The following is a 24,528-nucleotide window of genomic DNA, read 5'->3' on the forward strand; positions in this document are numbered from 1 at the left end:
AGAGAACTCCGACAGAAAGCCGGGTGCAGGACATCATGACCACTCCCCTCCTCGAGTTGAAGAACGTCAGCATCGCCGCCGTCGATGATGAAGGCGTCGGGCACACCATCTGCCACGACGTGAACCTCACGATCAACGAGGGCGAGCGTCACATCCTGCTCGGCCCGAACGGCTCCGGGAAGTCCACCCTGCTCGCCGGCATCATCGGCCTGCACCCATTCCGGATCACCGCAGGCACCGCCACACTGCGCGGCGAGGACATCACCACCCTGGAGATCGAGGACCGTGCCCGTGCCGGCATCGGACTCGCCTTCCAGCGTCCTCCCGCCCTGGCCGGGGTGTCCGTCGACCGACTCGCCGCCGCCATCGGCGCCGGTGACCGGCTGGCGGAGGTCGAGCAGGAGCTCGGCCTCGACCATCTCGGCGACCGCGACGTCAACTGCGGTTTCTCCGGCGGTGAGGCCAAGCGCTTCGAGGTCATGAAGCTGGCCCTGCAGGGGCCGCAGCTGTGCCTGTTCGACGAGCCGGAGTCCGGTGTCGACATGGAGCAGGTCGGTGTCGTCGGCCGCGCCGTGCGCGACCTGCTGAGCTCCTCCGACGACCAGGGACGTCCCCGCGCCGGCCTCATCATCACCCACACCGGATTCATCCTCGACAGCCTGGACGCCACAGTCGCCCACCTTATGGTCGACGGCACGATCGTCTCCACCGGCGAGCCCCGGGCAATGTTCGACCGCATCCGCGTCGACGGTTACCGCTGACACACCACAACACACCACAACCCACAACAGAAAGGTCGCGATCACCATGACCGCCCCGGCCACCACCCGTTCCACCGTCGAAGAGTTCACCGCCGCCGTCGGCCCCGAGGCAGCCACCCCTGAACTGCTCACCCAGGTGGGCTGGGAGGATCCTGCCAAGCGCGCCTCCACCACCATCGTCCTGGACCACGGTTACACCACCATGGACTCCTCCGACCCGGATGTCATCGTCATGCCCCTGGCGGACGCCCTCCTGACCTACCCCTGGGTACAGGACCTCATGTGGAGTCTCATCAGCCCCGACGAGGACGAGATCCTCCGACGCGCCTTCGAGTCCACCCGCACCCCGCTGGGCACCTTCACCTGGGTGAAGGACAACGCCAAGGTTGAGATGCCGCGGCAGTCCTTCACCGTGATGACTGTCCCGCAGGAACGCCAGTTCGTCCACGACATCACCGTCATCGGCAAGAACGCCGAGGTCGACTCGGTCTCCGGCGCCGCGGTGGCCCCCGGCCTGACGCGGGGCAGTCACGTCTCCGTCGGCGAGACCTTCATCGGCGACGGCGCGAAGCTACGCAGTGTCGACGTGGACCGCTGGGGCCCGGAGATGTCCGTGCACACCTACGACCGAACCACGGTCGGCGAGGGCGCGACCATCAGTTCCGTGTCCGTCGCGGTCTCCGCCCTGAAGGAGGCCCGCTCCACCTCGGTCACCGAACTGGGCAAGGACTCGCGCTGCACCTCGCACTCCATCGTCTTCGCGCCGGAGGGCACCGGCCGTGAGATGGAGGACGTGACCGTCCTGACCGGACCCGGTGCCCAGGCCGAGATGGTGGCCCGCATGGTCTCCGACGGCGGGCGCATCAGCAACGCGTCCACCCTGACCTCGACCGCGCCGGACGTCAAGGGCTTCCTCGAGTGTGACGGCCTGCTGCTCCGCGACGGCGGCGGCATCAACTCCGTCCCGTCACTGGACGCCAGGATCGCCCGCGCCCAGCTGTCCCACGAGGCGTCCGTCGGCATGATCGACGACGAGAAGCTGGACTACCTCAAGTCCCTCGGTATGGACGAGGACTCCGCCCGCGACCTCATCGTCCAGGGCTTCCTCAACCTGGAGGACAGCCGGATCCCGGCCTCGGTCCGCGACCGCGTCACCGAACTGGTCTCCGCCGCCCGCGGTGCCGAGAAAATGTGACACCCTGCCACACCTGAACAGCTCGGTCTACCTGCATCACCCTCCTGAACTGGAGTTATGCGAGAAAGTAGACCGAGCTGTTTGCTGTCCGGCAGATTGTGGTCTATCGTTCTGTGCAGCAAAACTGAGCACTACGACATGATCCTCACCGAAGGGACACCACATGGCAACGAAGTACGACAACAGCAACGTCGACGACTGGGGCTTCGCCTCCCGTGCCGTCCACGCCGGTCAGACCGTCGATTCCGACACCGGTGCCCGCAACCAGCCGATCTACCTGTCGGCGTCCTACGTCTTCAACTCCGCCGAGCACGCCAGGCAGCGGTTCGCCCTCGAGGACCTGGGCCCGGTCTACGGCCGACTGACCAACCCCACCCAGGAAGTCCTGGAGAACCGGATCAACTCGCTGGAGGGCGGCGTCCACGCCGTCGCCTTCGCGTCCGGCCAGGCCGCCGAGACCGCCGCGATCTTCAACCTCGCCGGCGCCGGTGACCACATCGTCACCTCCGCCCGCCTCTACGGCGGCACGGAGACCCTCTTCTCCGTCACCCTGGCCCGCCTCGGCATCGAGGTCACCTTCGTCGAAGACGCCGACAACCTCGATGCCTGGCAGGACGCCGTCCAGCCGAACACCAAGGCCTTCTACGGCGAGACCTTCGCCAACCCGCAGGCCGACGTCCTCGACATCCCTGCCCTCGCCGAGCTGGCCCACAAGAACAACGTGCCGCTGATCGTCGACAACACCGTCGCCACCGCCGCCCTGGTCCGCCCGATCGAGCTCGGTGCCGACATCGTCGTGGCGTCCCTGACGAAGTTCTACACCGGCAACGGTTCCGGCCTCGGCGGCATCCTCGTCGACGGCGGCAAGTTCGACTGGACCGTCGAGAAGGACGGCCAGCCGGTCTTCCCGGGCTTCGTCACCCCGGACCCCGCCTACCACGGCCTGAAGTACGCCGACCTGGGCGCTCCCGCCTTCGGTCTCAAGGCCCGCGTCGGTCTGCTGCGCGACACCGGCGCCACCCTGTCCCCCTTCAACGCCTGGGTCACCATCCAGGGTCTCGACACCCTCGCCCTGCGCGTCGAGAAGCACAACGAGAACGCGAAGAAGGTCGCCGGGTTCCTCGACGCTTCCCCGCTGGTCGCGAAGGTGAACTACGCCGGTCTGCCGTCCTCCCCGTGGTACGCGGTGAAGGAGAAGCTGGGCATCGAGTACACCGGTTCGGTGCTCTCCTTCGACCTGGCCGTCGACGACGCCTGGTCCGATGATGCACAGGCCAGGGCCTGGACCTTCATCGACGCCCTGAAGCTGCACTCCAACCTCGCCAACATCGGCGACGTGCGCTCCCTCGTGGTCCACCCGGCGACCACCACCCACTCCCAGTCCGACCAGCACGGCCTGACCCGCGCCGGCATCAGCCGCGCCACCGTCCGCCTGTCCGTCGGCATCGAGAACATCGACGACATCCTCGCCGACCTCCAGCTCGGCCTCGACGCCCTGGCATAGGCTGACACCGTGAGCCTCGACCCCGCCCTCCTCCCCACCCCGTACGACTCGACAACCCTGCCGATCGGCGACTTCAGGACCGAGGCCGGGGTCGACCTTCCCGGTGCCTCACTCCGGTTGTTCGCCTACTACGAAGGAACCGCGCAGGACGCCGCGTCCCGCCCCGTGATCGTCATCGAGCATGCGTTGACGGGCGACGGGGACGCCGCGGACTGGTGGACGGGCATCATCGGCCCGGGACTCGCCCTGGACACCTCGAAGTACCTTGTGCTCTGCGCGAACTGTCTCGGCGGCTGCCAGGGGTCGACAGGGCCCGCCTCGGAGCACCCCGACGGCGGGTTCTGGGGTTCCCGGTTCCCCGCTCTGTCCATCCGTGACCTGGTCGAGGCCGAGAAGCAGCTCATCGTCGATGTGCTGGGGATCGACCGGATCCGTGGCGTGGTCGGCGCATCCATGGGTGGCGCACGGGTGCTGGAGTGGACGTTCATGTATCCCGAGCATGTCGAGGCGGCCCTGCCGATCGCCGTGTCCGCCCGGGCGTCCGCCTGGCAGATCGGGATGCAGTCCGCACAGATCCGCTTCATCACCGGTGACCCGTTCTGGCATGCCGGGGACTACCACGGCACCGGACATGCCCCGGTCGCCGGACTGGGCCAGGCCCGACGCATCGCACACCTGACCTACCGCGGTGAGCTGGAGATCGACGAACGCTTCGGCACCGACCCGCAGAAGAACGAAGACCCCTACGGTCCCTACTGGTCCCGGGACCAGCGGTTCTCCGTGGAGAGCTACCTGGACCGACAGGCCGAGAAGCTCGTGGAGCGGTTCGACCCGGGTTCCTACGTGATCCTCACCGACGCGCTGAACCGGCACGACATCTCGCGGGGACGCGGCGGGCTGAACCACGTGCTGGGGACCTCCCAGGTGCCGACGATGGTGGCCGGCGTGGACACGGACATCCTGTACCCGTACCACCAGCAGGAGCACCTGTCGCGCAACCTCGGTGACTTCATCGGCCTGTCGAAGATCACCTCTCCCACCGGCCACGACGGCTTCCTCACGGAGACCCGCCAGATGACGGTGATCCTGGAGAGGTTCCTCACCAAGGCCGAAATCCTGGCGGAGCGGTAGACCTCCCACCTGCGGCGCATCACAGAGTTGCGATTCTTTCCCCGGTCGCGCTAGTATATGCGAGTCTTCAGGGCAGAGAATCTCCGGTTTTCCGTGCTGGAAGTCCATCCATGTCCGGGTGGCGGAATGGCAGACGCGCTAGCTTGAGGTGCTAGTGTCCTATTAACGGACGTGGGGGTTCAAGTCCCCCTCCGGACACAGACAGAACCCGCCGCAGTGTGCTCACTGCGGCGGGTTTCCTGCATTCGCGGACGGTTGCCGGCAGCCGCCCCTACCCCAGCTCAGTCGCCCTGGCGTAGACCTTCTCCCCTACCGTCGAGTCGGTCAACCCCAGCGCATTCGCGTCACCCCTGGTGATCTGCGCGGTAAACGGGGCCCCCGTCATGGCGTCCTTCAGCTCGACACGCACCTCGAAGCCGAGATGTGCGACCCGCTCGACGACCGCCTCACGCACCGCCGTCGCCGGCACCTCGTTACCCGGCACCGCGAGGTCGGCCGTCAACCCGAGACGGATGTCATGGGGACGCACCGTCTGCCCGTCTAGTTCCGTGACATGGCCGAGGAAGGCCTGGACGAACGGGGTCCCCGGCCGGTCGTAGAGCTCCGAGGGCTCGCCGATCTGCTCGATACGTCCTGCCGAGAGCACCGCGATCCGGTCGGCGACGTCGAGCGCCTCCTCCTGGTCGTGGGTCACCAGCACGGTCGTCACCGTGAACTCCTCGTGCATGTGACGCAGCCAGGACCGCAGGTCCTCACGGACCTTGGCGTCCAGCGCACCGAAGGGCTCGTCGAGCAGCAGGACGCCGGGGTTCGGCGCCAGTGCCCTGGCCAGTGCCATGCGCTGCCGCTGTCCACCTGACAACTGCCCCGGATAACGGGTCTGGTACCCGGCCAGACCGACGATCTCGAGCAGTTCGTCGACGCGTCTGTCGATCTCCTGCTTCGGACGCTTACGCACCGTCAGACCGAAGGCGACATTGTCGCGCACCGTCATGTGCTTGAAGGCGGCGTAGTGCTGGAAGACGAAGCCGATGCCACGGTCCTGCGGCGACAGACGGGTCACGTCACGCCCGTCGATGATGACGGACCCGGAGTCCGGTTGCTCCAGGCCGGCGATGGTGCGCAGCAGCGTGGACTTGCCGGAGCCGGAGGGACCCAGCAGTGCTGTCAGCGACCCCTCCGGGATATCGATGGAGACATCGTCGAGGGCCTGGAAATCGCCGTAGGTCTTCACGGCGTGGGAGACGGAGATGGTCATTTCGCTACCTGCTTCTTCTGGAGTGCGGTCATGATGACGAGGACGATGACAGCGACGAGCATGAGCAGTGTCGCTGCGGCGTAGGCCCCGTAGACGTTGTGGTCGTCGATGTAGCGGGAGTGGACGAGGAGGGTGAGCGTCTGCCCACCACCGGCGAATCCGGAGGCGACCATGATCACCGCACCGAACTCGCCGAGCGACCGGGCGACGGTCAGTGCGATGCCGTAGGACAGGCCCCACCGGATCGAGGGCAGGGTGATCCGCCGGAACGTCTGCCAGCGGCCCGCGCCCAGGGTGGACGCCGCCTGCTCCTGCTCGGTGCCGATCTCGTGGAGCACCGGCTCAACCTCCCGGACGATGAAAGGCAGGGTGACGAAGATCGTCGCCAGCACCATTCCGGGCAGTCCGAAGATGATCTGGAACCCGGTGGACTCGATGCCGCCGAACCAGCCACCGTGACCCCACAGCAGGATCAGGGATACACCGACGATCACCGGCGAGACGGAGAACGGCAGGTCGACGATGGCCTGGACGATGTTCTTCCCCGGGAAACGGCCGCGGACCAGCCCGAGTGAGACGACGATGCCGAAGACCACGTTGAGCGGTACGACGATCACCACGATCAGCAGCGATGTCTTCAGCGCCGAGATCGCGGCGGGCGTGGTGATCCACTCCCAGAACTGGGGCAGCCCGGGCGACAGGGCACGCCACAGGATGGTGCCGACCGGCAGCACGACGAGGACGCCGATCCACACCAGAGCGAGGATGCGCAGCGTGAGAGCTGTCTTGCGTGAGAGCGTCATGCGCGCTGCTCCTTTCGGGACCGGCCTTCACCGACGATGCGGAGGACCAGCAGGACGAGGAAGGTGATGCCCAGGAGGGCCACCGAGACCGCCGCCGCGGCCTGCGGCACATCGGACTCGATCTGCTCCTGGATGTACTGGGACGCGACCTGCGTCTCACCGGGGATGTTCCCGCCGATGAGCACCACGGACCCGAACTCGCCGAGTGCGCGGGCGAAGGCCAGGCCGGTACCGGAGAGGATCGCGGGGATGAGGGCGGGCAGGATGATGCGCCGGAAGATCGTGGCGTTGCTCGCACCGAGGGACGCTGCGGCCTCCTCGACGTCACCGTCGAGCTCGATGAGCACCGGCTGGACCGCTCGGACGACGAACGGCAGGCAGACGAAGGCCAGTGCGATGACCAGCGCAGGTCGGGTGGCGTTGAGAGTGATGTTGAAGGGACTGTCCGGCCCGTAGAGGCTCAGCAGCACCAGCGACGCCACGATGGTCGGCAGGGCGAACGGCAGGTCGATCAGCGCGTCCACGATCCTCTTGCCGGGGAAGTCGTCGCGGACCAGCACCCAGGCGACCAGTGTTCCGGTGACCGCGCTGATCAGGCCGACCACCGCGGAGACGAGCACCGTCACCCGCAGCGCGTCGAGCGCCCCGGAGGTGGTCACGGCATCCCAGAAGGCGGGGACGCCGCCCTCGAAGGCCTGGGTGGCCAGCGCCGCCAACGGCAGCAGCACGATGACGGACAGCCAGAGGACGGCTGTGCCCATGCTCAGTTTCGAGGCTCTCATTCATCTCCTCCGTAGATCTCCGTGATGGCACCGTCGGTACCGAAGAGGACGGCGTCCACCAGGGCCCAGCCGGTCTTGGACTCTGTGCCGTCCCCACCACCGGCCAGCTCCGGAAACAGGTCCGTGAACTGTTCGGCGAGGTCGTCGATGGTCCACACATTCTCCGTGGGCCGGAAGGCGTCGCGCTGCTCCGGGGGCAGGGCGTCGATGACGGGTGTCTCACCGTCCTCGTTGAACAGGTCGGAGCCGGGCCGGAAGCCCTGGGATGCCCAGCGGGTCCCGGCGTCCTCGCTGAAGAGGTAGTCGCGGAAGTCGGTGGCCGCGTCATCGTCACCGACCTCATCCCCGGTCACGACGGCGACCGGGTTCTCGATGCGGAAGGTGTCGGTCGGGTTGAGGTAGCTGATGTCGTCGCCGTCACGGGCCAGCAGGATCGCCTCATTCTCGTAGGACAGCAGCACATCACCCTGGCCCTGCTCGAAGGCACTGGTGGCTTCACGGCCGGATTTGGGTCGGACGTGGATGTGCTGGTGGACCAGTTCGCTGACCTTCGCGAGCGCTTCGTCGTAGGCGTCCGTGGCGTCCTTCCCACTGTCCAGGGCCTGGAAGTACCAGCCTGCAAAGGGCGCGAGGAGGTTCCACTTCGCCGAGCCGGAGGACGCCGGGTTGGGCGTGATGATCTCGATACCGGGGGCGAGCAGGTCGTCCCAGTTCTCCAGGTTCTCCGGGTTGGCGGCCCGGGTGACGAAGGAGACGACGGAGCCGAAGGGCACGGAGCGCTCCGATTCGTCGTCGGGGACGTTCTCCTTCCAGTCCTCGTCGACGAGGCCTTCCTTCACCAGCCGGGTGATGTCCGGTTCGAGGGAGAAGTTCACCAGGTCGGCCGGGACGTGCCGGGCGACCTTGCGGGACTGGTCACCGGAGGCGCCGTAGGACTCGGCGAACCCCGTGTCCTCCCCCGCGGGGGTCTGCCGGTAGCCGGCGATGACAGCCTCGAAGCCGGGCTTGGGCACCGAGTAGGCGACGAGGTTCACCCGGTGGTCGCCGGAGGAGACATCGGTACCGTCGGGGTCGTCGGTGGTGCCACCGGGCAGGGCGAAGATGACGCCGAGGGCGACCACGCCGGTCGCGGCGAGCACTGCTCCTGTCTTCATGCATCCTCCTGTAGATACTCAGACAGACTGCTCTGTCTACAACAGGAGGGAACGTTATCCGGGCATCAGTGGCCACGCCGCGTCATCGGACGGGCATGAATGAAACTATTGACAGATCGTGGCAGTACGTGTTATACACGACCTACCCCAGCGCGCGGAACTCCGGGACGACGTGCTCGGCGAGCTCCGCCAGGGCGTCCTCCACCGGCCGGTTGCCGTGGCGCAGGCTGATCATGATGTGGTTCAGCCCCAGATCCTGCTGTGAATGCAGCAGTTCCAGCAGCGCGTTGCGGCCCAACCGGAACCCGAAGTCGCGTCCCTCCGCGGGATAGGACGGGTCCTCTGCCAGGTCGATCCACAACGACTCCCCCACCGGCCGGAACCCCACCCCCTGCTCCTCACAGGACGCCCGCCACCTGTCGACCATGACCTTCTGGTCATGCAGGTTGCGGTGGCACGTCAGCCAGCCGTCGGCGTGCGCGGCGTTGAACTCGGTGGTCTGCAGGCAGGACCCCACCGCGAGCACCGGGACGCCGGCTGCGGTGGGCTTCGGCACGACCTCTGCGCCGCCCATGCGTCCCCTCGACCACGTCACCGGACGCATCCGGGTCTCCCATGCCTTGCGTAGCACCGACAGGTTCTCCCGGAAATCCTCACCGCGGGTGCCGTTGTCCATGCCGAACGCGGCGAACTCCTCCGGTCGGTCACCGGAGGCCACACCCATGAGGAAGCGCCCGCCGCTGAGCCGGTCCAGCCCGGCCGAACGCTTCGCCAGCAGCAGCGGATGCGCCAGCGGAAGCACCAGCGCCGCGGTCCCCAGGGCGATGGTCGACGTCTGCGACGCCAGCCAGGTCAGGTACATGAAGGGGTCGTGGATCTGACCGACGTCGCCGAAGGTCTCCACATTCAGCGGGATGTCGCGGCACCACACCGCGGCGAAACCGGCGTCCTCCGCGGCCTGTGTGAGCGCGACCTGCCGCGCCAGGTCGCCGTCAGGTGTCACCGGGGACAGACCGAGAGTCAGCTCGCCGGGCGCGAAAGTGCGCCGCCAGCCGGGCAGTGTCGTCGGCGGGTCCTCCGACAGGCGCATGATCTCGGGGAGTTCACGCACCGTGATCAGCTTCCCAGGGAGTCGACGGACCAGGCGGTGGCCAACAGCAGGACGCCGACGATGAGACAGAAGGCCGAGTCGAACCGGCGGGAGCGGACGGCGAAGACTCCGAGGATCTTCGAATCCACCCACCAGCGGATCAGGCCGAGCCAGATCATGCCGGCACCGACGGCGAGTGTGCCGCGGCGCCAGTGCTCGGTGAGGATCAGCACCGCACCGGCGATGATCGCCACGAAGAAGAAGATGACGGAGAGCATCTGCAGGTTCCGGGTGACCCGGGACGCGGGCTGGTTCACGTCGTGCGGGTTCGCCAGCAGCGCACGCCGCTCCTCGTCGGTCAGCGGCACCAGGTCCGCGCGGTCTCCCTCAGTGGCCACGGCAGGTCAGGCCTGCGCCGCGAGCCGCTCGGCGCGCTCGACGACGTTGCCGACCAGGAAGGCGCGGGTCAGCGGGCCCACACCGCCCGGGTTCGGGGCGACGGCACCGGCGACCTCCCAGACGTCTGGATGGACGTCGCCGGTCAACTTGCCGTCCACGCGGGAGACTCCCACGTCGAGCACGGCGGCGCCTGGCTTGACCATGTCGGCGGTGAGCATGTGGGCCTTACCGGCGGCGGCGATGATGATGTCGGCGTCGCGGGTCTCCTTGGCCAGGTCCTTCGTACCGGTGTGACACAGGACGGTGGTGGCGTTCTCGGAGCGGCGGGTGAGCATCAGACCGATCGGGCGGCCGACGGTGACACCACGGCCGATGACGACGGCCTTGGCGCCGTTGATCTCCACGCCGTAGCGGCGCAACATGCTGATCGCACCGTTGGGGGTGCAGGGCAGCGGGGCGGGCTCGTTGAGCACGAGCTTGCCGAGGTTCACCGGGTGCAGGCCGTCAGCGTCCTTGGCGGGGTCGATGCGCTCCAGGACCTCGTTCTCGTTGAGGTGCTCCGGCAGCGGGAGCTGGACGATGTAACCGGTGCAGGCCGGGTCAGCGTTGAGCTCGTCGATGACGGCGTTGAGCTCGTCCTGGCTGACAGTCGCCGGCAGATCCCTGCGGATACTGGTGACGCCGATCTTCTCGCAGTCCCTGTGCTTCATCTTCACGTAGGAATGGGAGGCGGGGTCGTCGCCGACAAGCACCGTCGCCAGGCCCGGGGTGATCCCCTTCGCCTTGAGCGCGGCCACCCGCTGCGCGAGGTCCTCGAAGATCTCACCTTGGTACAGTTTTCCGTCCAGCTTCATCGCAGTCACGCGGTCTACCTTATCGCGCCCTACACCGCACCCGGGAAACCCGCCTGGCGCCAGGCTTCATAGGTGGCGACGGCGGCGGCGTTCGCGAGGTTCATGCTGCGCCGGCCGGGCAGCATCGGGATACGGACCTGCTGCGTGACGCGCGGGTCGTCCAGCGCCTCCTGCTCCAGTCCGGTGGGCTCGGTGCCGAAGAGGAGGACGTCGCCGGGTTCGTAGGTGATGTCGGTGAACCAGGTGTCCGCGTGGGCGGTGAAGGCGAAGACGCGGTGGCCGCCCTCATCGGCGAGTTCCGCCAGTGCGGCGTCCCGGTTCTCGTGGAGCATGACGGACGCCAGGTCGTGGTAGTCCAGTCCGGCCCGCTTGACGTGCTTGTCGTCGAAGTTGAAGCCGAGCGGCCCGGCGAGGTGCAGCGCTGCACCCGTGCCGGCGCACTGTCGGATGGTGTTACCGGTGTTCCCCGGGATGACCGGCTGGTCGAAGAGCACGTGGCAGAAGGGGTTCACGGGGATCGCGGAGTTCACGGCGTCGCTCACAGTTCCCACCACGCCTTCAGCGCCTCGGCGAACCAGGCGATGTCCTTCACCCCGGCCATCTCCCGGGCGGAGTGCATCGACAACAACGGGATGCCGACATCCACGGTGGGGATGCCGAGTCTGGTCGCGGTGATCGGGCCGATGGTGGACCCGCAGGGAACGTCGTTGTTCCCGGCGAAAACCTGGTCAGGGACACCTGCGGTAGCACAGGCGCGGCGCCAGGCGGCAGCGGTGACGGCGTCGGTGGCGTAGCGCTGGTTGGCGTTGACCTTGAGCACCGGACCGGCGTTCATCACCGGGCGGTTCACGCCGTCGTGCTTGCCCGCGAAATTCGGGTGGACACTGTGCGCCGCGTCCGCGGACACGCAGGCCGACCGGGCGTACATCGCGCGGGTCGCCGCGGCGTCCGCCCCGAGCGAGGACACCACGCGCACCAGCACATCCTCCAGCACCGGACCCGCGGCGCCGGAGGTGGTGGCCGAGCCGATCTCCTCGTGATCGAAAGCAGCGAGGACCCGGATGTCCTTCCCCTGGCCGGAGGCCGGGGACGCCGCCAGCAACGCCTCGAGCGAGGTGAAGACACTGGAGAGGTTGTCCATCCGCCCGGCGGCGAGGAAGTCCTCCCGGGCACCGAAGATCCCGCCGTGCTGGGCATCGACGGTGATGAGGTCGTGGGCGACGATGTCGTCGGCCTCGACTCCCGCAGCCTGCGCCACCACATCGAGAATCGTCGGGGTGTCCTCCCCGACGGCGAAGACCGGCTGCATGTGCAGCTGACGGTCCAGCTTCAGGTCGGCGTTGACGTTGCGGTCGAGGTGGATCGCCAGGTGCGGGACGCGCAGCACGGGCCCGGTGGCGACGAGTTTCTCGGTGCCGTCGGCGAGCACGACGCGTCCGGCCAGCCGCAGTTCCCGGTCCAGCCAGGACGCCAGGATCGCCCCGCCGTAGATCTCGACGGCGGCCTGCCTCCAGCCGGCGGTGCCCGGGAGATCACCGATCGGCTTGAGCTTGAGGCCGGGCGAGTCGGTGTGGGAGCCGATGATGCGGAAACCGCTGATGGCGGGGTCAGCACCCTGCGGAACATCCCAGGCGATGAGTGCCCCGCCGCGGACGATGTAGTGCCCGCCGGGCCTCACGGCATCCACTCCCCACGGCGTCCGCTCGTCCTCGCGGACGTAGCCGGCGTCCTCCAGGCGTCGGGCGACCTCGGCGGCGGCATGGTAGCTGGAGGGGGACGCGGCAATGAAGTCGGCGAACCGGCGGGCGAGGGTGGCTGCTGGGGCAGAGTCGGTCATGGGGACCAGTTAACCACCGGGGCCGCCGTGGAACCCGACCACCTCCCCGGTATAGATCATGTGTTCTATTCAGCGACCTGTTCCGGAATTCCACGTCCGACCCCCTCATAGAGTCCATGTCATGACCGCACCACCGGCACCACCACCTCCCCAGGACGGCATCGACATCGTCGACCTCGCCTTCCATGACATCTACTTCGGCCCTGTCCCGGCACCGTTTCCGCAGTGGTCCCTGGAAACGGCCACGGACCTGTTGTCCGAAGCCACCCGCGCGCACAACCGTGCCCTGCTCGTCATGGCTGCCGAGTGCACCCCGGAGCCGGACGCGGATGTCGAGGCGCATCTCAGTGAGCTGAGCGCCCGTCTCTCCCTGCCCCGGCACCGCGCCGAGATGCTCACCGACATCGGACTGTTCCTTCGGCGCTTCCCGGTTCTCGCCCGTCGTATCGCCGGCGGATTCCTCGGCCCCGACCATCTCACGATGCTCGCCCGGTCCGTCACCGGTGTCTCCCCCGAGGATGACCGCGACGTCGAAGGTGATCTCCTCGTCCTGCTGGCTCCCCGGCGCGACGGACTGTCCCTGCCCGGCGTCGCGGCGCTGCGCAACCGGGTCCGTCGGATCATCACCGAGCGGGACGCGTTGGCCCGTCCACCGGAGCCCGGAGAAAGGACGACACCGGCAACCGGCACCAGGCAGCGCCGGGTGGACGTCGCCGGGGGATACGATCCCGGCACCATCGTCATCACGGCGACCCTGCCCACGGAGGAAGCGGAGGAGTTCACTCTCATCCTCGACGCGGTCGGTCGGAAGCTCGGCTGTTCCCGGGCCGACGCGCTGATGCACCTGGCCCGCGGCACCGCGGACGTGCAGGTCACCCTCAATCTCTACCGTGACCCGGAGTCGCCGGTCGCAGCCACCCAGGCCGGGACATGGCTGGATGCCGCAGCCACCGACACGTTCATGGAGCGGGTGTCCCACCTGCGCATTCTCGCGCACGAGTCCACCGGGACCTACACCCCCACCGAGGCGATCGTCGCCTTCGTCAGGGGCAGGGACGGCACCTGCCGTCACCCCGGCTGCGACGTGCCCGCCGACCGGTGCCAGATCGACCACATCATGCGTCACCAGGGCGGTGGCCCCACCGCCACCCGGAACCTCCACTGCCTGTGCCAGCGCCACCACCTCATGAAGACGATGGGATGGCAGGACATCACCATGGCGCCCGACGGGACGGAGATGTGGACAAGCATCGGGGACGGTCACGTCTACCTCACCGAACCGACCGGCCCACTGGCCGCCTACGCCCGGTCCACCTTCTCCTCCCGGGCCACCCGTCGGTACCGCACCCTGCGCGAGCACAATGAACGGCGACTGGCCGAGCAGCACCGGGTACGCGACGCCGTGACTTCTGTTCAGGACGCCACGGCCCAAGACTCAGAGGAGGTGCCGTTCTAGCGGGTTCCGGAGGGAAAACAACTACGCTGCCTCCACTCCCGCCACGCAGACCCGACCGTTCTCGACGCTCATGTCGACCCGGGCTCCGGTAATGGTCAGATACCATTTACCGCGGTCCCAGTCATGGGTGGCGATGGTCTGCGCGTCCGCGTCAGGACAGGTCAGCACACCCCGTGAGCCGTCAGCCAGTCGACCATCGCAGCGGCGATACGCTGCCGGTTCACCGGCCGGACGAAGACGTGCCCCTCGTCCTCCAGCTCCAGTGCAGCGGTCGGCACACCGCGCTGCGCCAGTGCCGCACTCATCTGCAGGTACTCGCTCGGCGGCACATTCGTGTCGTGCAGCCCGTGGATGAACAGCACCGGCGTCGTCGCCGCCCCGGCCCCCGAGACAGGCATACCCGACAACCTGACCAGCGGAGACACCGCCTTCAGCAGCTCCCCGTCCTGGATCGGGTAACCGTACTTCGGGAACGCCGCAGAGGCGATCCACGGCTCCGTGTCCCGGTAGAAGGTCTCCAGGTCGCTCATCCCGCACGCGCACACCGCCGCCCGGAACAGGTCCGGGAACCACGTCACCGCCACATTCACCAGGTAGCCGCCGTAGGACCGACCGGAGACCGCCAGGCGTGACCGGTCGGCCAGTCCGGCGTCCACCAGGAAGGACGCCGAGTCCTCGAGGTCCCTGATCCCGGCGAACCTCCCGTAGCGGTTGTCGGCGTGCTGGAAGGCACGGCCGTCCCCGGAGGAGCCGCGGACATTCGGCGTGAACACCGAGACGCCGGCGTCGATCACCGCACGCAGCACGTCATGGTGCCCGGGACGCGACTGCCCCTCCGGCCCGCCGTGGAAGTGCAGCAGCATCGGGGCAGGCCCCGTCACCGGCGCACCGTCGGACCCGACGGCCCGGTACAGCCAACCGGACAGTTCCACCCCGTCATGTGCGCTGTAGCGCAGCAGTTCCGGCTCCCCCAGCAGCCGGACATCGCCGTCGACAGGTACCCCGGTCACCGGTGTCATCCTGCTGGTGCGGGTGTCCACCAGGTAGACCGTCGGCGGGGCGTCCGGACTCTCCACCGTGCACACCAGCGACGCCCCGTCATCCGTGATCCGCAGCCCGTGCGCCACCATCCCCGGCAGGGTCACCTCCCGCCGCGCGGTCACCCGCTGGTCGGGGTCGAGCCGCAGCACCTCCAACGCGGAGCGCCCCGAGAGGTTCCACAACACCGCACCGGCCTCCTCGGAGCCGCTGATGCAGAACTCGTCAACATCGGCCTCGCGGTAGTGGATGAGCTCACGGCTGCGCATCACCCCGTGCTTGGCGTGGATGCGCAGCACCCGACGCCGGTCGCTGTGATGATCCGAGCACACGAGCATCACCGGTTCGCCGTCCTCGCGCGGCGGCAGAATGCACCCGGCGTCGGTGGTCGCCCCGGGTTGTGGCGGCAGGAGAGGACGCCACGACCCGTCCGGCCCGATGAGCAGCAGTTCCCGGTTCGCCCGCGGCCCGACCCGCATCAGGGCGTGGCCGGCGTGCGCGGCGACGAGTTTGCCGTCCACGCGGCGGTCGATGACCTGCACCGACCCGTCAACCGGGCTGACGAGGCGTCCCTCCGCCAGGCCGTCCTCACGCACGGCGTCCACGGCGAGGTGGCCGGCGTCCCACTCGACCAACGAGGTCTTCGCGTCGGTGTCGTCCCGCAGCAGCACCGCCGAATCATCCCCGGGATCGGTGGAGACCAGCCAGATCTCGGTGCGCTCGGTGCCCTCGGGGGCGATCTCCACGGCCAGCCAGTGGGCGTGCGGGGAATAGCGCACCGCCACCGCAGGGCCGGACGCCGGGATGCGGATCCGCCGGGCGTCCCCCAGGACCCCGTTGAGGAGCGGGGCCTGCATCGCCACGGGCAGCCCCTCGGGATCGGCGTCGTCACGCAGGATGAAGGCGAGCGCGGATCCGTCGGGGGCGATGTCCGGGGCGGTGGTGTGTCTCACGTCTGCAGGCTACCGGAGAGGATCAGCGGTGAGAATCCACGTGTCCCGCCCACCGCCGCCCCGCGAGGAGTTGACGACCGTCGACCCGGCAGGTGCCACGCGGGTCAGCCCCACCCGCACCGTCGTGGCGCCCCCGGAGTCCAGGAGGCTGAACATCCGCAGGTCGACATGTCGGTCGGTGCCGTCGAGAGCGGGCAGCGTGGACAGCTCGACCCGCTCCTGCCCGATGAAGGACGCCGGGTCGGCGAGGATCTCCGCCCGGCGCGCCGCCAGCTGCGCCCGGGTGCACTCCGGTCCGACGGTGATACCCGACCCGCCGTACCCGTCGACCGGTTTGACGACAAGCTCATCCAGCCGGTCAAGGACCGTCAGGCGCTGCCCGGGATCGGCGCACAACCATGTCCTGACCTGCTGCAGCGCGGGCTCCTCCCCCAGGTAGAAACGCACCATCTCAGGTACGGAGGCGTAGACGGCCTTGTCGTCGGCCAGACCGTTGCCTGGCGCGTTGACGATACGGACGGTCCCGGCGGCGAGTGCGTCGCCGATCCCCGGGACCCCCGCTGCGAGGTGCGACTCGGTCACCCGCAGGTACACGAGGTCGACCAGCCGGTCACCGTCCAGGTCCCACAGCACCGGCGTCCCGCGTTCCACGACCTCCAGCTGGTCACAGGTCCGTGGTGCCAGGTCACCGGTCTCGGCGATGATGCGCTGCTCGTCCCAGGACGGATCGTCCTCACCAGCGGTGAGCAGCACAGCGTGGTCGGACGCATCCCGCACGGCGTCACACAACATCTCCAGTGCACCGTCTGTCGGCACCAGCCGGTCCCCCATCGCCTCAATGAGCTCCGGGTGGTGTTCCTCCGTCACCTGCCGCGCGGCCAGGGCGAAGGTGAGGCCGGAGGGCATCCGGAGATTGTCCTCCAGCACCCGCCAGTCGGAGATCTGCTGCTCAGTCCCGGAACACACCAGGTCAGCACCGGTGACACAGGCCCGGATGGTTCCCCCGGGAACCCGGTGGCCCAGTTCGGTGTAGCCGGGGGCACGGCGGATCACCGCGGCGTCCATCCTTCCCGCCCGGACGATCCCGGCGTCCTCCGGGGAGGTCGCACCATAGACGTCGGCGAGGAAGTGGTCGAGGGCACGGGCGCGCTGCTCGACCCCGGCGGCGAGTCCGGTCCACACGGTCTCGTCGATGATCCGGGGCACCGGTTCGATGTCGAAGGGCTGCCCGTTGAAGGTCATGCCGTGTCCGGCGGGATCGGGGAGCATCATTTCACCAGGGTAAACCCGGCCGACGGGCCCTGCAGCGCGTATAACGGACACATGCCTGATTTCTCCCTCTCTGCCGGGGTGCTCACGGAACTCCGTGACGCCGCGGCGTCCGACCCTGCGCTGCGCGTCGCAACCAATGCCGTGACCTCGACAGACATTGACAGTGTCACCCTCAACCGGGCTGCGGTCACCGCCGTTGACCCGACGACCGAGGTGAAGCTCGATTCCCTGGGCGTCACCGACCAGAAGCAGTCCGGCCGCTGCTGGATGTTCGCCGGGCTCAATGTCTTCCGCCACCGCGTCGCCGAGAGCCTCAATGTCGAGGACTTCGAGTTCTCCGAAACCTACCTCCAGTTCTACGACAAGATCGAGAAGTCCAACCACGCGCTGCGACGCCTCGACGAACTCTTCCGTTCCGGCGTCACCGACCCCGACGACCGTCTGGTCAACAGCCTGCTGGCCCACGCCGCGGACGACGGCGGATGGTGGAACTACCTCGTCAACCTCATCGGCAAGTACGGTGTCGTGCCCAAGGAGGCGATGGGCGAGACCTTCAATTCCGGCGACACCGGGCAGATGGACGCCCGGCTGCAGACCGTGCTGCGCGCCACCGCCTGGAAGATCCGGGACGCCGTCCTCGCCGCCGGAGACGCTGTCAGCGCCGGGACCACCGAGCCGATCATCGATGCCGGGCTGAAGGACGCCCACCGCGTCCTCGCCACCCACCTGGGCCTTCCCCCGGAGCGATTCGTGTGGCAGTACCGCGACAAAGACAAGGAGTTCCACCGCGAAGGAGAGTTCACCCCGCTCGAGTTCCGGGACCGGGTGCTCTCCGAGGAGTTCACCGGCGGACTGGAGAACTACGTCTGCCTGGTCAACGACCCCCGCGAGGAGAACCCCTACGGTACCGCGTACAGCGTCGCCGAGGAGACCAACATGTGGGGCACGGCGGACACCTCCTTCATCAATGCCGAGGTCAGCGAGCTCAAGCGCATCGCGAAGGCCAGCATCGACGCCGGCGAGCCGGTGTGGTTCGCCTGTGACGTCAACCGTCAGTTCGCTGCCGCCCTGGGCATCTGGTCCGCCGACCTCTACGAACGCGACGCCCTCTACGGCACCACCACGGTCTCCGGACCCGGCACGACCAAGGCCGACCAGATGCGTTCCCGGGAATCCCTGCCGACCCACGGCATGGTGCTCACCGGCTACGACAACGAGGCCGGAACCTGGCGCGTCGAGAACTCCTGGGGCACGAAGAGTCACGGTGGGCACGCCAAGCTCGCCGGCGCCGGCTCGATGAAGGGCTACGGCACCATGAAGGACGCCTGGTTCGACGACAACGTCTTCCAGATCGCCGTCCACCGTCGACTGCTCGGGGGCGACTTCCCCGGCCTCGACGCCCTGGACCGTGGCGAGACCACTGTCCTGCCGATCTGGGATGCGATGGCCTGAGTGGTGATGAGTGAGAAGAGTGAGAAGATGAACGGAATCAACACAGACACCCTCGCCGGATTCGCCGCGGACCTGGCGTCCGACGCGTCCTGGAGGGTCGCCCGTAATGCCGCGACGGCCGCGGACGTGCAGAAACTGACCCTCGACCGGGAGATCCTGGCGTCCGCCGACCACTCCATGTCGGTGAAGCTGGACCAGTGGACCGTCGCCGACCAGCAGCGCTCCGGTCGGTGCTGGCTGTTCGCCGGACTGAACTCCGTGCGCGGCGACGCCATGGACGAGACCGGCATCAAGGACCTCGAGTACTCGCAGTCCTGGCTGCACTACTGGGACAAACTGGAGAAAGCGAACTACCTGCTCACCGCGATGGTCGAGCTCGCTGACCGACCGCTCGACGACCGGACTGTCCAGCACCTGCTGGACCACCCGGCCGAGGACGGCGGGCAGTGGAACATGTTCGTCGCGCTGGTCGAGAAGTACGGCATCGTCCCGAAGTACGCCATGCCGGAGACCTGGTCGTCCTCGCACACCGCGAAGATGAACCGCGACATCTCCACCGCCACCCGCACCGGCGCGCTGCGGATCCGCGCCGAGATCGCCGAGGGTGGTGACGGGGCGACCGCTCACCGCGCCGCGCTCGGTGAGGTCCACCGGATCCTCACCGCCCACCTGGGCGTCCCGCCGGAGGAGTTCGTCTGGCAGTACCGCGACAAGAACGACGAGTTCCACCGCGAGGGCACGCTCACCCCGCTGGAGTTCGCGGCGAAGTACGTGCCCGCCGACCTCGGCGAGTACGTCTGCCTGGTCAACGACCCGCGCGACTCCTCCCCCTACGGCGAGAAATTCACCGTCGAGTACCTCGGCAATGTCGTCGGCGCCGCCCCGGTCACCTATCTCAACGCCCCGTCCTCCGTCCTCAAGGACGCCGCGGTCGCCGCGCTCCAGGAAGGACGCCCCGTCTGGTTCGGCTGTGACACCGTCGCCCAGTCCGACCGCGACAAGGGCGTCTGGGACGCACACCTTCACGACTACACCGGCTTCTACCAGGTGGAACTCGGTGTGGAGGCGCTCGACAAGCAGGCCCGCGTCCTCACCGGCGAATCACTGATGACCCACGCCATGGTCATCACCGGCGTGGACCTCGACGAATCCGGTACCCCGGTCAAGTGGCGTGTGGAGAACTCCTGGGGTTCCAAGAACGCCGACAAGGGCTTCTGGACGATGAACGACACTCCGGGCAGCTCATGGTTCGACGAGTACGTCTTCGTCATCGCCGTCCACCCCGACCGGCTGCCGCAGGAGTACCGGGACGCCTGGGCCTCCGACGCCACCCCGCATGTGCTGCCCGCATGGGACCCGATGGGGGCGCTGGCCGACTAGCTGTTTCCAGCGCTCCGGCTAGCGCGCGGCGAGCCGGTGCGAGCTGACGAACGCCCAGACCTCGGTCGTGGCGTCCAGCGAGTAACTCGTCGCCTCCGCGGTGTCACTGGCAGCGGTCCCCTCTGCACCGCCGGAGGTGCCCGTCGAGTCACCTGGCCAGGTATGTCCACCGTCGCCGACCCGGAGGTGGACCACGTCGCGTCCGCTCCGGCACATCGGCCACTGCACCCGGCGCACGTCACCGGCCAGGGCCGTGGACACCGGGTCCGGGGAACAGCCGTTGCGCGCAGCGACCGCCTCCGCCCGCTCACGGGCCGGCTGGTAGGTCGTGCCGTGCCGGCTTCCTCCCGCGTACCCGATGGTCTCGTCCTGCACCCCGTGGATGTCCAGGAAAGAGGTCGCCGGATTCTCACAGTTGCCGCCGGTGCCCGGGTAGTAGGCGCCGGAGACCGAGGCCGTCGCCGCGAAGATCTCGGGGGCACGGCACGCCAGCTTCGCCGCGAACCCGCCGCCGTTGGACATGCCCGTGGCGTAGATCCGCGAGGCGTCCACGTTGTAGGTGCTGTTCACCGCGGCGAGCATGTCCTTGGTGAAGCCGAGATCCTCACCGTCGGAGGTCTTCGCGTAGGGCGCGCCCTCCCAGGCATCCCCCACGCCCTGCATGTAGACGACGATCGCCGGCAACTTGTCCAGTGCGGCGAACTTCTGCATGTCGGCCGCGGTCTGGTTGTAGCCCGGGTAGGCGAAGAGCACCGGGGTCGGCGTGTTCGGGTAGTAGTCCTTCGGTACCGAGAGGATCGCGGTGCGGTCCCTGTCACCACTGTGCAGCGTGATCGTCGTGGAGTCGCCGGGGGCGGGGCCGTCGAGCTTCTTCCCCTCACCGATCGGTGCTTCTGCGGCACCGGTCGTCGTATTGTCCGAGCCGGTGATGGCGGCGGACTCGGCGATCCGCTGGTTCCGGTAGGAGTCCAGCACTTCCGGGGCCTCCCCGACCGCCGACTGCGAGGAGACGACGGCCACCCCCGCCGTGAGGGCGAGCGCGAGGACGCCCCCGGAGATCCGGAGGCGACGGTTGCGGAGTCCTGGGCAGGAAGGGCGGTGAGTGGGGTACACCCCACCGTTCTATCGACTCACCGGTGCCAGGTCAACGTGCCACGCTCAGACCTGGTGAGAGCATTCTGTTCATTATGCGGACATTGTGATTTCGAACACTATATTATTCCTCTCATGAGCATCTTCCGCCGGTCCTCCGCCGCTGTCCTCTCCGCCACCGCCGTCACCGCCCTCGCCCTCGGCACCGTCGCCGCCGCAGGTGGCGCCGTCGCCGCCCCGGGCGTCCCACCGTCGATGGTGGACGCCGACCCGTCCATCGCGCAGCCCGCGTCCGACTCCTTCTACACTCCACCCTCCGAGATCCCCGATACCCCGGGGTCGCTGATCCGCTCGCAGTTCGCCCCGCAGCTGCTCGACGCTTTCGACGTGGGGGACGCCCCGGGTCGGGCCGACAAGATCCTGTACACCTCCACCACCCAGGACGGTGAGAAGGTCGCCACCAGTGGTGTGGTCCTGGAACCCACCGGACAGTGGACCGGTAAGGGTCCGACCCCCACCATCGTCTTCGCCCCGGGCACCCGCGGTGCCGGCGACGACTGTGCCCCCTCCCGTGCAGGTGCCCAGTTCGCCGGGGTCAACCTGTCCAACGCCGCGGTGAACCTCAACTACGAGTACCCCTTCTACGCCGCCGCCTCCGCCATGGGCTACCGCGTCATCGTCGCCGACCTCATCGGCCTCGGTACCCCGGGCCAGCACACCTACGTCAACCACACTGAGGAGGGCCACGCCGTCCTCGACGCCGCGCGCGCCGGCCTCGCCCACTCCGGTGCTCCCGCCGACTCCCCGGTCGCCTTCTACGGCTACTCCCAGGGTGGTGGTGCTGCCGCCGGTGCCGCCGAGCACGCGGCGTCCTACGCTCCGGAGCTGAACGTCAAGGGCACCTTCGCCGGTGCCCCGCCGGCCGACCTCGAGTCCGTCGCCGGTGCTATCGACCAGCACGCGATCACCGGTGTACTCGGCTACGCACTCAACGGCGCCATGGCCCGTCACCCGGAGCTCGCCCCCCTGCAGGATGAGTACTTCAATGCGGAGGGCAAGCGTTTCATGGCCTCCACCGCAGACGAGTGCATCGGAAACTCGGTCTTCAACTGGGCACTGCGAGACACCCGCACCCTGACCAAGGACGGCCGTTCCTTCGCCGAGATCGTCCGTGACGATGAGCGGCTGCGCTCTGTGCTTCTCGACGACAACTACAAGCTGGGCTCGCGGGAGCTGAACGCCCCGATGCTCATGGTCAACGGCCGCAACGACGACACCATCCCCTGGTCCCAGGCCCGCGACACCGCCGCCGACTACTGCTCCTCCGGTGGCACCGTGAAGTTCACGACCGACGAGACCCCGTCGATCCTGCCGAAGTTCGTCATCAACCACGCGGTGCCGATGATCACCCAGGTCGGCACCGGTTTCCAGTACATCAACGACCGCTTCAACGACGTCCCGGCACCGAACAACTGCGGCCAGTTCTAGGAGTTGGTCCCCGTTCCACAGTGGCTTCAGGCAGTGGATCAGGGTCAGCACCGGCGGCGTCACCTGCAGGTCCCGGAACTCCGGGGTCGATGCGGTAGGTGGGGATCTGCCCGAGCGCGCGTGCTTTCCGGCGTCGGGTGATCTCCGACGAGGACGCGGCGACCGTACTGACTCCACCGGCCAGTACCGAGGTATCCGCGTCGTCGACGAAGTACTCCAGCCCCCGCTGCGCCACCGCCGTCCACCCCGACACCACCCAGTGCGGATGCTGCACATGGCACAGCCTCGCCCTGGTCAGCGCGTCCGACTCATTCGCCGGACCACATGGGTGCGACTGCGCGCCGAGTGAGACGAGTGTGGCGTCCCGCAGATTCTGCTTCGGCACCCACAGGCCGTTGACCTGCCCCATGTGTCTCTGCCACCGATTCGGAGGTCGCCTTCCGCCCGACCTCCTCGAGCCGTACCGGTCGCGGTCACTGCACCACATGCAGCGGGGCGAGGTGCTCCAGGCCGGTCCGCCTGTCCAGTTCCGTCCCCTGGTACCCCATGGTTCCGCTGCTCCCCGTTCTCCTATTTCTTCCCCGAAATGCTTTCCCTGTCGATCACTGTACGGTACGGTCGTGAACATGACCGGGGGAATAAGCAACGGGGATTTGTCGGGAAATGTGTCGGATGCGCTGGGTTCGCAGGCGCTCTTGGGAGCGGTGGACGCTTCGCCGCCGGACGGTTGGCGGCGTGTGCTGCACCGCCTGTCACGTGGCCGGGTGAATCCGGGTGAGTCGCAACGTCAGATCGAGGCGCGCGAACTCCGGGAGAGGATAAGGACGCCACTGCGCGGCGACTACCGGATCGCCGTGATGAGCCTCAAAGGTGGTGTCGGCAAGACGACGACCACGGTGGCGCTCGGCGGGATCTTCGCCTCCACCCGCGGTGACCGGGTCGTGGCGGTGGACGCCAACCCGGACCTGGGGACGTTGGCCCGACGGGTCGTGGACACGGACGGTGCGCCGACGGTCCGGGATCTGCTCGCAGTTCCGGACGCCTCGCGGTACCCGCAGGTGAAGGCGTGCATGAGCCAGGCGTCGAGCAGGTTGGAGGTCATCGGTTCCGACCGGGACCCGGCCGTGTCGGAGGCCTTCAGTGAGGATGACTACCGGCGCACCGTCGACATCCTCCAACACCACTACAACATCATTCTCACTGACTGCGGTACCGGCCTGATGCATTCGGCGATGACCGGGGTGCTGGATCTGGCGCACACGCTGGTACTGGTGACGTCGCCGGCGCTCGACGGAGCGCAGTCCGCCGAGGCGACGCTCGACTGGCTGGAGGCGCACGGCCACGGGACGCTGGCCGCCAATGCTGTCGTCGTGGTCTCCGGGGCGCATCCGGGGCAGGCGTCGGTGGATCCGGGGGTGCTGGCCACACACTTCGAGTCGCGCACCCGGGCGGTGTGCACGGTGCCCTTCGACCGGCACCTGTCCGAGGGCGCGGTCGTGGACCTGGATCGGCTGCAGCCGGCGACCACGGCGGCGTTCCGGGAGCTGGCGGCGGTTGTCGCGGAAGACTTCGCGTCCTGGCACCGGCACGCAGCAGTGTGACCGGCTGGACTCACGTAGTCACGTATGC

21 protein-coding genes and 1 tRNA gene are annotated in these 24,528 nt (G+C 68.1%); 10 read left to right on the plus strand and 12 right to left on the minus strand.

From position 1 onward, the window contains the following. Positions 1-35: 35 nt before the first annotated feature. The 5 genes from Q0A27_RS05285 (at position 36) to Q0A27_RS05305 (ending at position 4,789) form a co-directional block, all read left to right on the plus strand. Positions 36-761 carry an ATP-binding cassette domain-containing protein gene (locus tag Q0A27_RS05285; RefSeq protein ID WP_291474019.1) on the plus strand — a complete coding sequence of 242 codons (726 nt, stop codon included), beginning with the start codon at positions 36-38 and terminating at the stop codon, positions 759-761. Positions 762-807: 46 nt separating this feature from the next. Beyond that, positions 808-1,956, plus strand: coding sequence for a SufD family Fe-S cluster assembly protein (locus Q0A27_RS05290; RefSeq protein WP_291474020.1), 1,149 nt, complete (start codon positions 808-810; stop codon positions 1,954-1,956). A gap of 163 nt (positions 1,957-2,119) precedes the next feature. Then, positions 2,120-3,460: an O-acetylhomoserine/O-acetylserine sulfhydrylase gene (locus Q0A27_RS05295; RefSeq protein WP_291474021.1), complete on the plus strand. Its 1,341-nt coding sequence runs from the start codon at positions 2,120-2,122 to the stop codon at positions 3,458-3,460. A gap of 9 nt (positions 3,461-3,469) precedes the next feature. After that, positions 3,470-4,591, plus strand: coding sequence for a homoserine O-acetyltransferase (locus Q0A27_RS05300; RefSeq protein WP_291474022.1), 1,122 nt, complete (start codon positions 3,470-3,472; stop codon positions 4,589-4,591). A gap of 112 nt (positions 4,592-4,703) precedes the next feature. Then, a tRNA-Leu gene (locus Q0A27_RS05305) sits at positions 4,704-4,789 on the plus strand. A gap of 73 nt (positions 4,790-4,862) precedes the next feature. On the opposite strand, the gene Q0A27_RS05310 is transcribed toward Q0A27_RS05305, so the two are convergent. The 9 genes from Q0A27_RS05310 to Q0A27_RS05350 form a co-directional block, all read right to left on the minus strand. Continuing rightward, a complete protein-coding gene (locus Q0A27_RS05310; protein WP_291474023.1) occupies positions 4,863-5,849 on the minus strand; it encodes a sulfate ABC transporter ATP-binding protein in 987 nt (328 codons plus the stop codon). Next, complete coding sequence (locus tag Q0A27_RS05315; protein WP_291474024.1) at positions 5,846-6,652, minus strand: sulfate ABC transporter permease subunit; 807 nt, start codon at positions 6,650-6,652, stop codon at positions 5,846-5,848. Before Q0A27_RS05315 ends, Q0A27_RS05310 begins: the two co-directional genes overlap by 4 nt. Continuing rightward, the gene (gene cysT / locus Q0A27_RS05320) at positions 6,649-7,434 is read right to left on the minus strand and encodes a sulfate ABC transporter permease subunit CysT (protein ID WP_291474025.1); all 786 of its coding nucleotides are present in this window, start codon (positions 7,432-7,434) and stop codon (positions 6,649-6,651) included. Before cysT ends, Q0A27_RS05315 begins: the two co-directional genes overlap by 4 nt. Next, on the minus strand, positions 7,431-8,588 hold the full coding sequence (locus Q0A27_RS05325) for an extracellular solute-binding protein (RefSeq protein ID WP_291474026.1): 1,158 nt from the start codon (positions 8,586-8,588) through the stop codon (positions 7,431-7,433). The genes cysT and Q0A27_RS05325 overlap by 4 nt, the downstream gene beginning before the upstream one ends. Before the next feature lie 142 nt (positions 8,589-8,730). Beyond that, positions 8,731-9,678, minus strand: a complete 948-nt coding sequence (locus tag Q0A27_RS05330) for a TIGR03571 family LLM class oxidoreductase (RefSeq protein ID WP_291474153.1) — start codon at positions 9,676-9,678, stop codon at positions 8,731-8,733. Between the two features lie 26 nt (positions 9,679-9,704). Further along, positions 9,705-10,076 carry a DUF3017 domain-containing protein gene (locus Q0A27_RS05335; protein ID WP_291474027.1) on the minus strand — a complete coding sequence of 124 codons (372 nt, stop codon included), beginning with the start codon at positions 10,074-10,076 and terminating at the stop codon, positions 9,705-9,707. 6 nt (positions 10,077-10,082) lie between these two features. Beyond that, on the minus strand, positions 10,083-10,940 hold the full coding sequence (locus Q0A27_RS05340) for a bifunctional methylenetetrahydrofolate dehydrogenase/methenyltetrahydrofolate cyclohydrolase (RefSeq protein WP_291474028.1): 858 nt from the start codon (positions 10,938-10,940) through the stop codon (positions 10,083-10,085). A 20-nt stretch (positions 10,941-10,960) separates the two neighbouring features. After that, a complete protein-coding gene (locus Q0A27_RS05345; protein WP_291474154.1) occupies positions 10,961-11,443 on the minus strand; it encodes a tRNA (cytidine(34)-2'-O)-methyltransferase in 483 nt (160 codons plus the stop codon). A 26-nt stretch (positions 11,444-11,469) separates the two neighbouring features. Beyond that, a complete protein-coding gene (locus Q0A27_RS05350; protein ID WP_291474029.1) occupies positions 11,470-12,768 on the minus strand; it encodes a M18 family aminopeptidase in 1,299 nt (432 codons plus the stop codon). Between the two features lie 121 nt (positions 12,769-12,889). On the opposite strand from Q0A27_RS05350, the gene Q0A27_RS05355 reads away from it, so the two are divergent. Further along, positions 12,890-14,224, plus strand: a complete 1,335-nt coding sequence (locus Q0A27_RS05355) for an HNH endonuclease signature motif containing protein (protein ID WP_291474030.1) — start codon at positions 12,890-12,892, stop codon at positions 14,222-14,224. 161 nt (positions 14,225-14,385) lie between these two features. On the opposite strand, the gene Q0A27_RS05360 is transcribed toward Q0A27_RS05355, so the two are convergent. Then, positions 14,386-16,215, minus strand: coding sequence for a prolyl oligopeptidase family serine peptidase (locus Q0A27_RS05360; protein ID WP_291474031.1), 1,830 nt, complete (start codon positions 16,213-16,215; stop codon positions 14,386-14,388). Positions 16,216-16,224: 9 nt separating this feature from the next. Next, positions 16,225-17,487 (minus strand): circularly permuted type 2 ATP-grasp protein, encoded by a 1,263-nt coding sequence (locus tag Q0A27_RS05365; RefSeq protein WP_291474032.1) that lies wholly within the window; start codon positions 17,485-17,487, stop codon positions 16,225-16,227. A 51-nt stretch (positions 17,488-17,538) separates the two neighbouring features. Here Q0A27_RS05365 and Q0A27_RS05370 point away from each other — a divergent pair, with 51 nt between their 5' ends. Then, positions 17,539-18,939, plus strand: coding sequence for a C1 family peptidase (locus Q0A27_RS05370; RefSeq protein ID WP_291474033.1), 1,401 nt, complete (start codon positions 17,539-17,541; stop codon positions 18,937-18,939). Positions 18,940-18,966: 27 nt separating this feature from the next. Then, positions 18,967-20,319, plus strand: a complete 1,353-nt coding sequence (locus Q0A27_RS05375; RefSeq protein WP_291474155.1) for an aminopeptidase C — start codon at positions 18,967-18,969, stop codon at positions 20,317-20,319. Positions 20,320-20,337: 18 nt separating this feature from the next. On the opposite strand, the gene Q0A27_RS05380 is transcribed toward Q0A27_RS05375, so the two are convergent. Then, positions 20,338-21,432, minus strand: a complete 1,095-nt coding sequence (locus Q0A27_RS05380) for a PHB depolymerase family esterase (RefSeq protein ID WP_291474034.1) — start codon at positions 21,430-21,432, stop codon at positions 20,338-20,340. Between the two features lie 114 nt (positions 21,433-21,546). Here Q0A27_RS05380 and Q0A27_RS05385 point away from each other — a divergent pair, with 114 nt between their 5' ends. Both Q0A27_RS05385 and Q0A27_RS05390 read left to right on the plus strand, forming a co-directional pair. After that, entirely contained in the window at positions 21,547-22,899 is a 1,353-nt protein-coding gene (locus Q0A27_RS05385) for a lipase family protein (protein ID WP_291474035.1), read from the plus strand. Positions 22,900-23,525: 626 nt separating this feature from the next. Then, positions 23,526-24,500: a MinD/ParA family protein gene (locus Q0A27_RS05390; protein WP_291474036.1), complete on the plus strand. Its 975-nt coding sequence runs from the start codon at positions 23,526-23,528 to the stop codon at positions 24,498-24,500. The last annotated feature ends 28 nt before the right edge of the window (positions 24,501-24,528 follow it).

Origin of the sequence: Corynebacterium sp., from assembly GCF_022712275.1 — a bacterium.
GTDB lineage: Bacteria > Actinomycetota > Actinomycetes > Mycobacteriales > Mycobacteriaceae > Corynebacterium.

Coding starts and splice junctions, on each gene's coding strand:
- Q0A27_RS05330 (WP_291474153.1), bottom strand. CDS start 9,678: ATGCGCCTGTCGGAGGACCCGCCGACGACACTGCCCGGCTGGCGGCGC.
- Q0A27_RS05295 (WP_291474021.1), top strand. CDS start 2,120: ATGGCAACGAAGTACGACAACAGCAACGTCGACGACTGGGGCTTCGCC.
- Q0A27_RS05375 (WP_291474155.1), top strand. CDS start 18,967: ATGAACGGAATCAACACAGACACCCTCGCCGGATTCGCCGCGGACCTG.
- Q0A27_RS05365 (WP_291474032.1), bottom strand. CDS start 17,487: ATGATGCTCCCCGATCCCGCCGGACACGGCATGACCTTCAACGGGCAG.
- Q0A27_RS05390 (WP_291474036.1), top strand. CDS start 23,526: ATGACCGGGGGAATAAGCAACGGGGATTTGTCGGGAAATGTGTCGGAT.
- Q0A27_RS05310 (WP_291474023.1), bottom strand. CDS start 5,849: ATGACCATCTCCGTCTCCCACGCCGTGAAGACCTACGGCGATTTCCAG.
- Q0A27_RS05350 (WP_291474029.1), bottom strand. CDS start 12,768: ATGACCGACTCTGCCCCAGCAGCCACCCTCGCCCGCCGGTTCGCCGAC.
- Q0A27_RS05290 (WP_291474020.1), top strand. CDS start 808: ATGACCGCCCCGGCCACCACCCGTTCCACCGTCGAAGAGTTCACCGCC.
- Q0A27_RS05385 (WP_291474035.1), top strand. CDS start 21,547: ATGAGCATCTTCCGCCGGTCCTCCGCCGCTGTCCTCTCCGCCACCGCC.
- Q0A27_RS05370 (WP_291474033.1), top strand. CDS start 17,539: ATGCCTGATTTCTCCCTCTCTGCCGGGGTGCTCACGGAACTCCGTGAC.
- Q0A27_RS05325 (WP_291474026.1), bottom strand. CDS start 8,588: ATGAAGACAGGAGCAGTGCTCGCCGCGACCGGCGTGGTCGCCCTCGGC.
- Q0A27_RS05355 (WP_291474030.1), top strand. CDS start 12,890: ATGACCGCACCACCGGCACCACCACCTCCCCAGGACGGCATCGACATC.
- cysT (WP_291474025.1), bottom strand. CDS start 7,434: ATGAGAGCCTCGAAACTGAGCATGGGCACAGCCGTCCTCTGGCTGTCC.
- Q0A27_RS05315 (WP_291474024.1), bottom strand. CDS start 6,652: ATGACGCTCTCACGCAAGACAGCTCTCACGCTGCGCATCCTCGCTCTG.
- Q0A27_RS05285 (WP_291474019.1), top strand. CDS start 36: ATGACCACTCCCCTCCTCGAGTTGAAGAACGTCAGCATCGCCGCCGTC.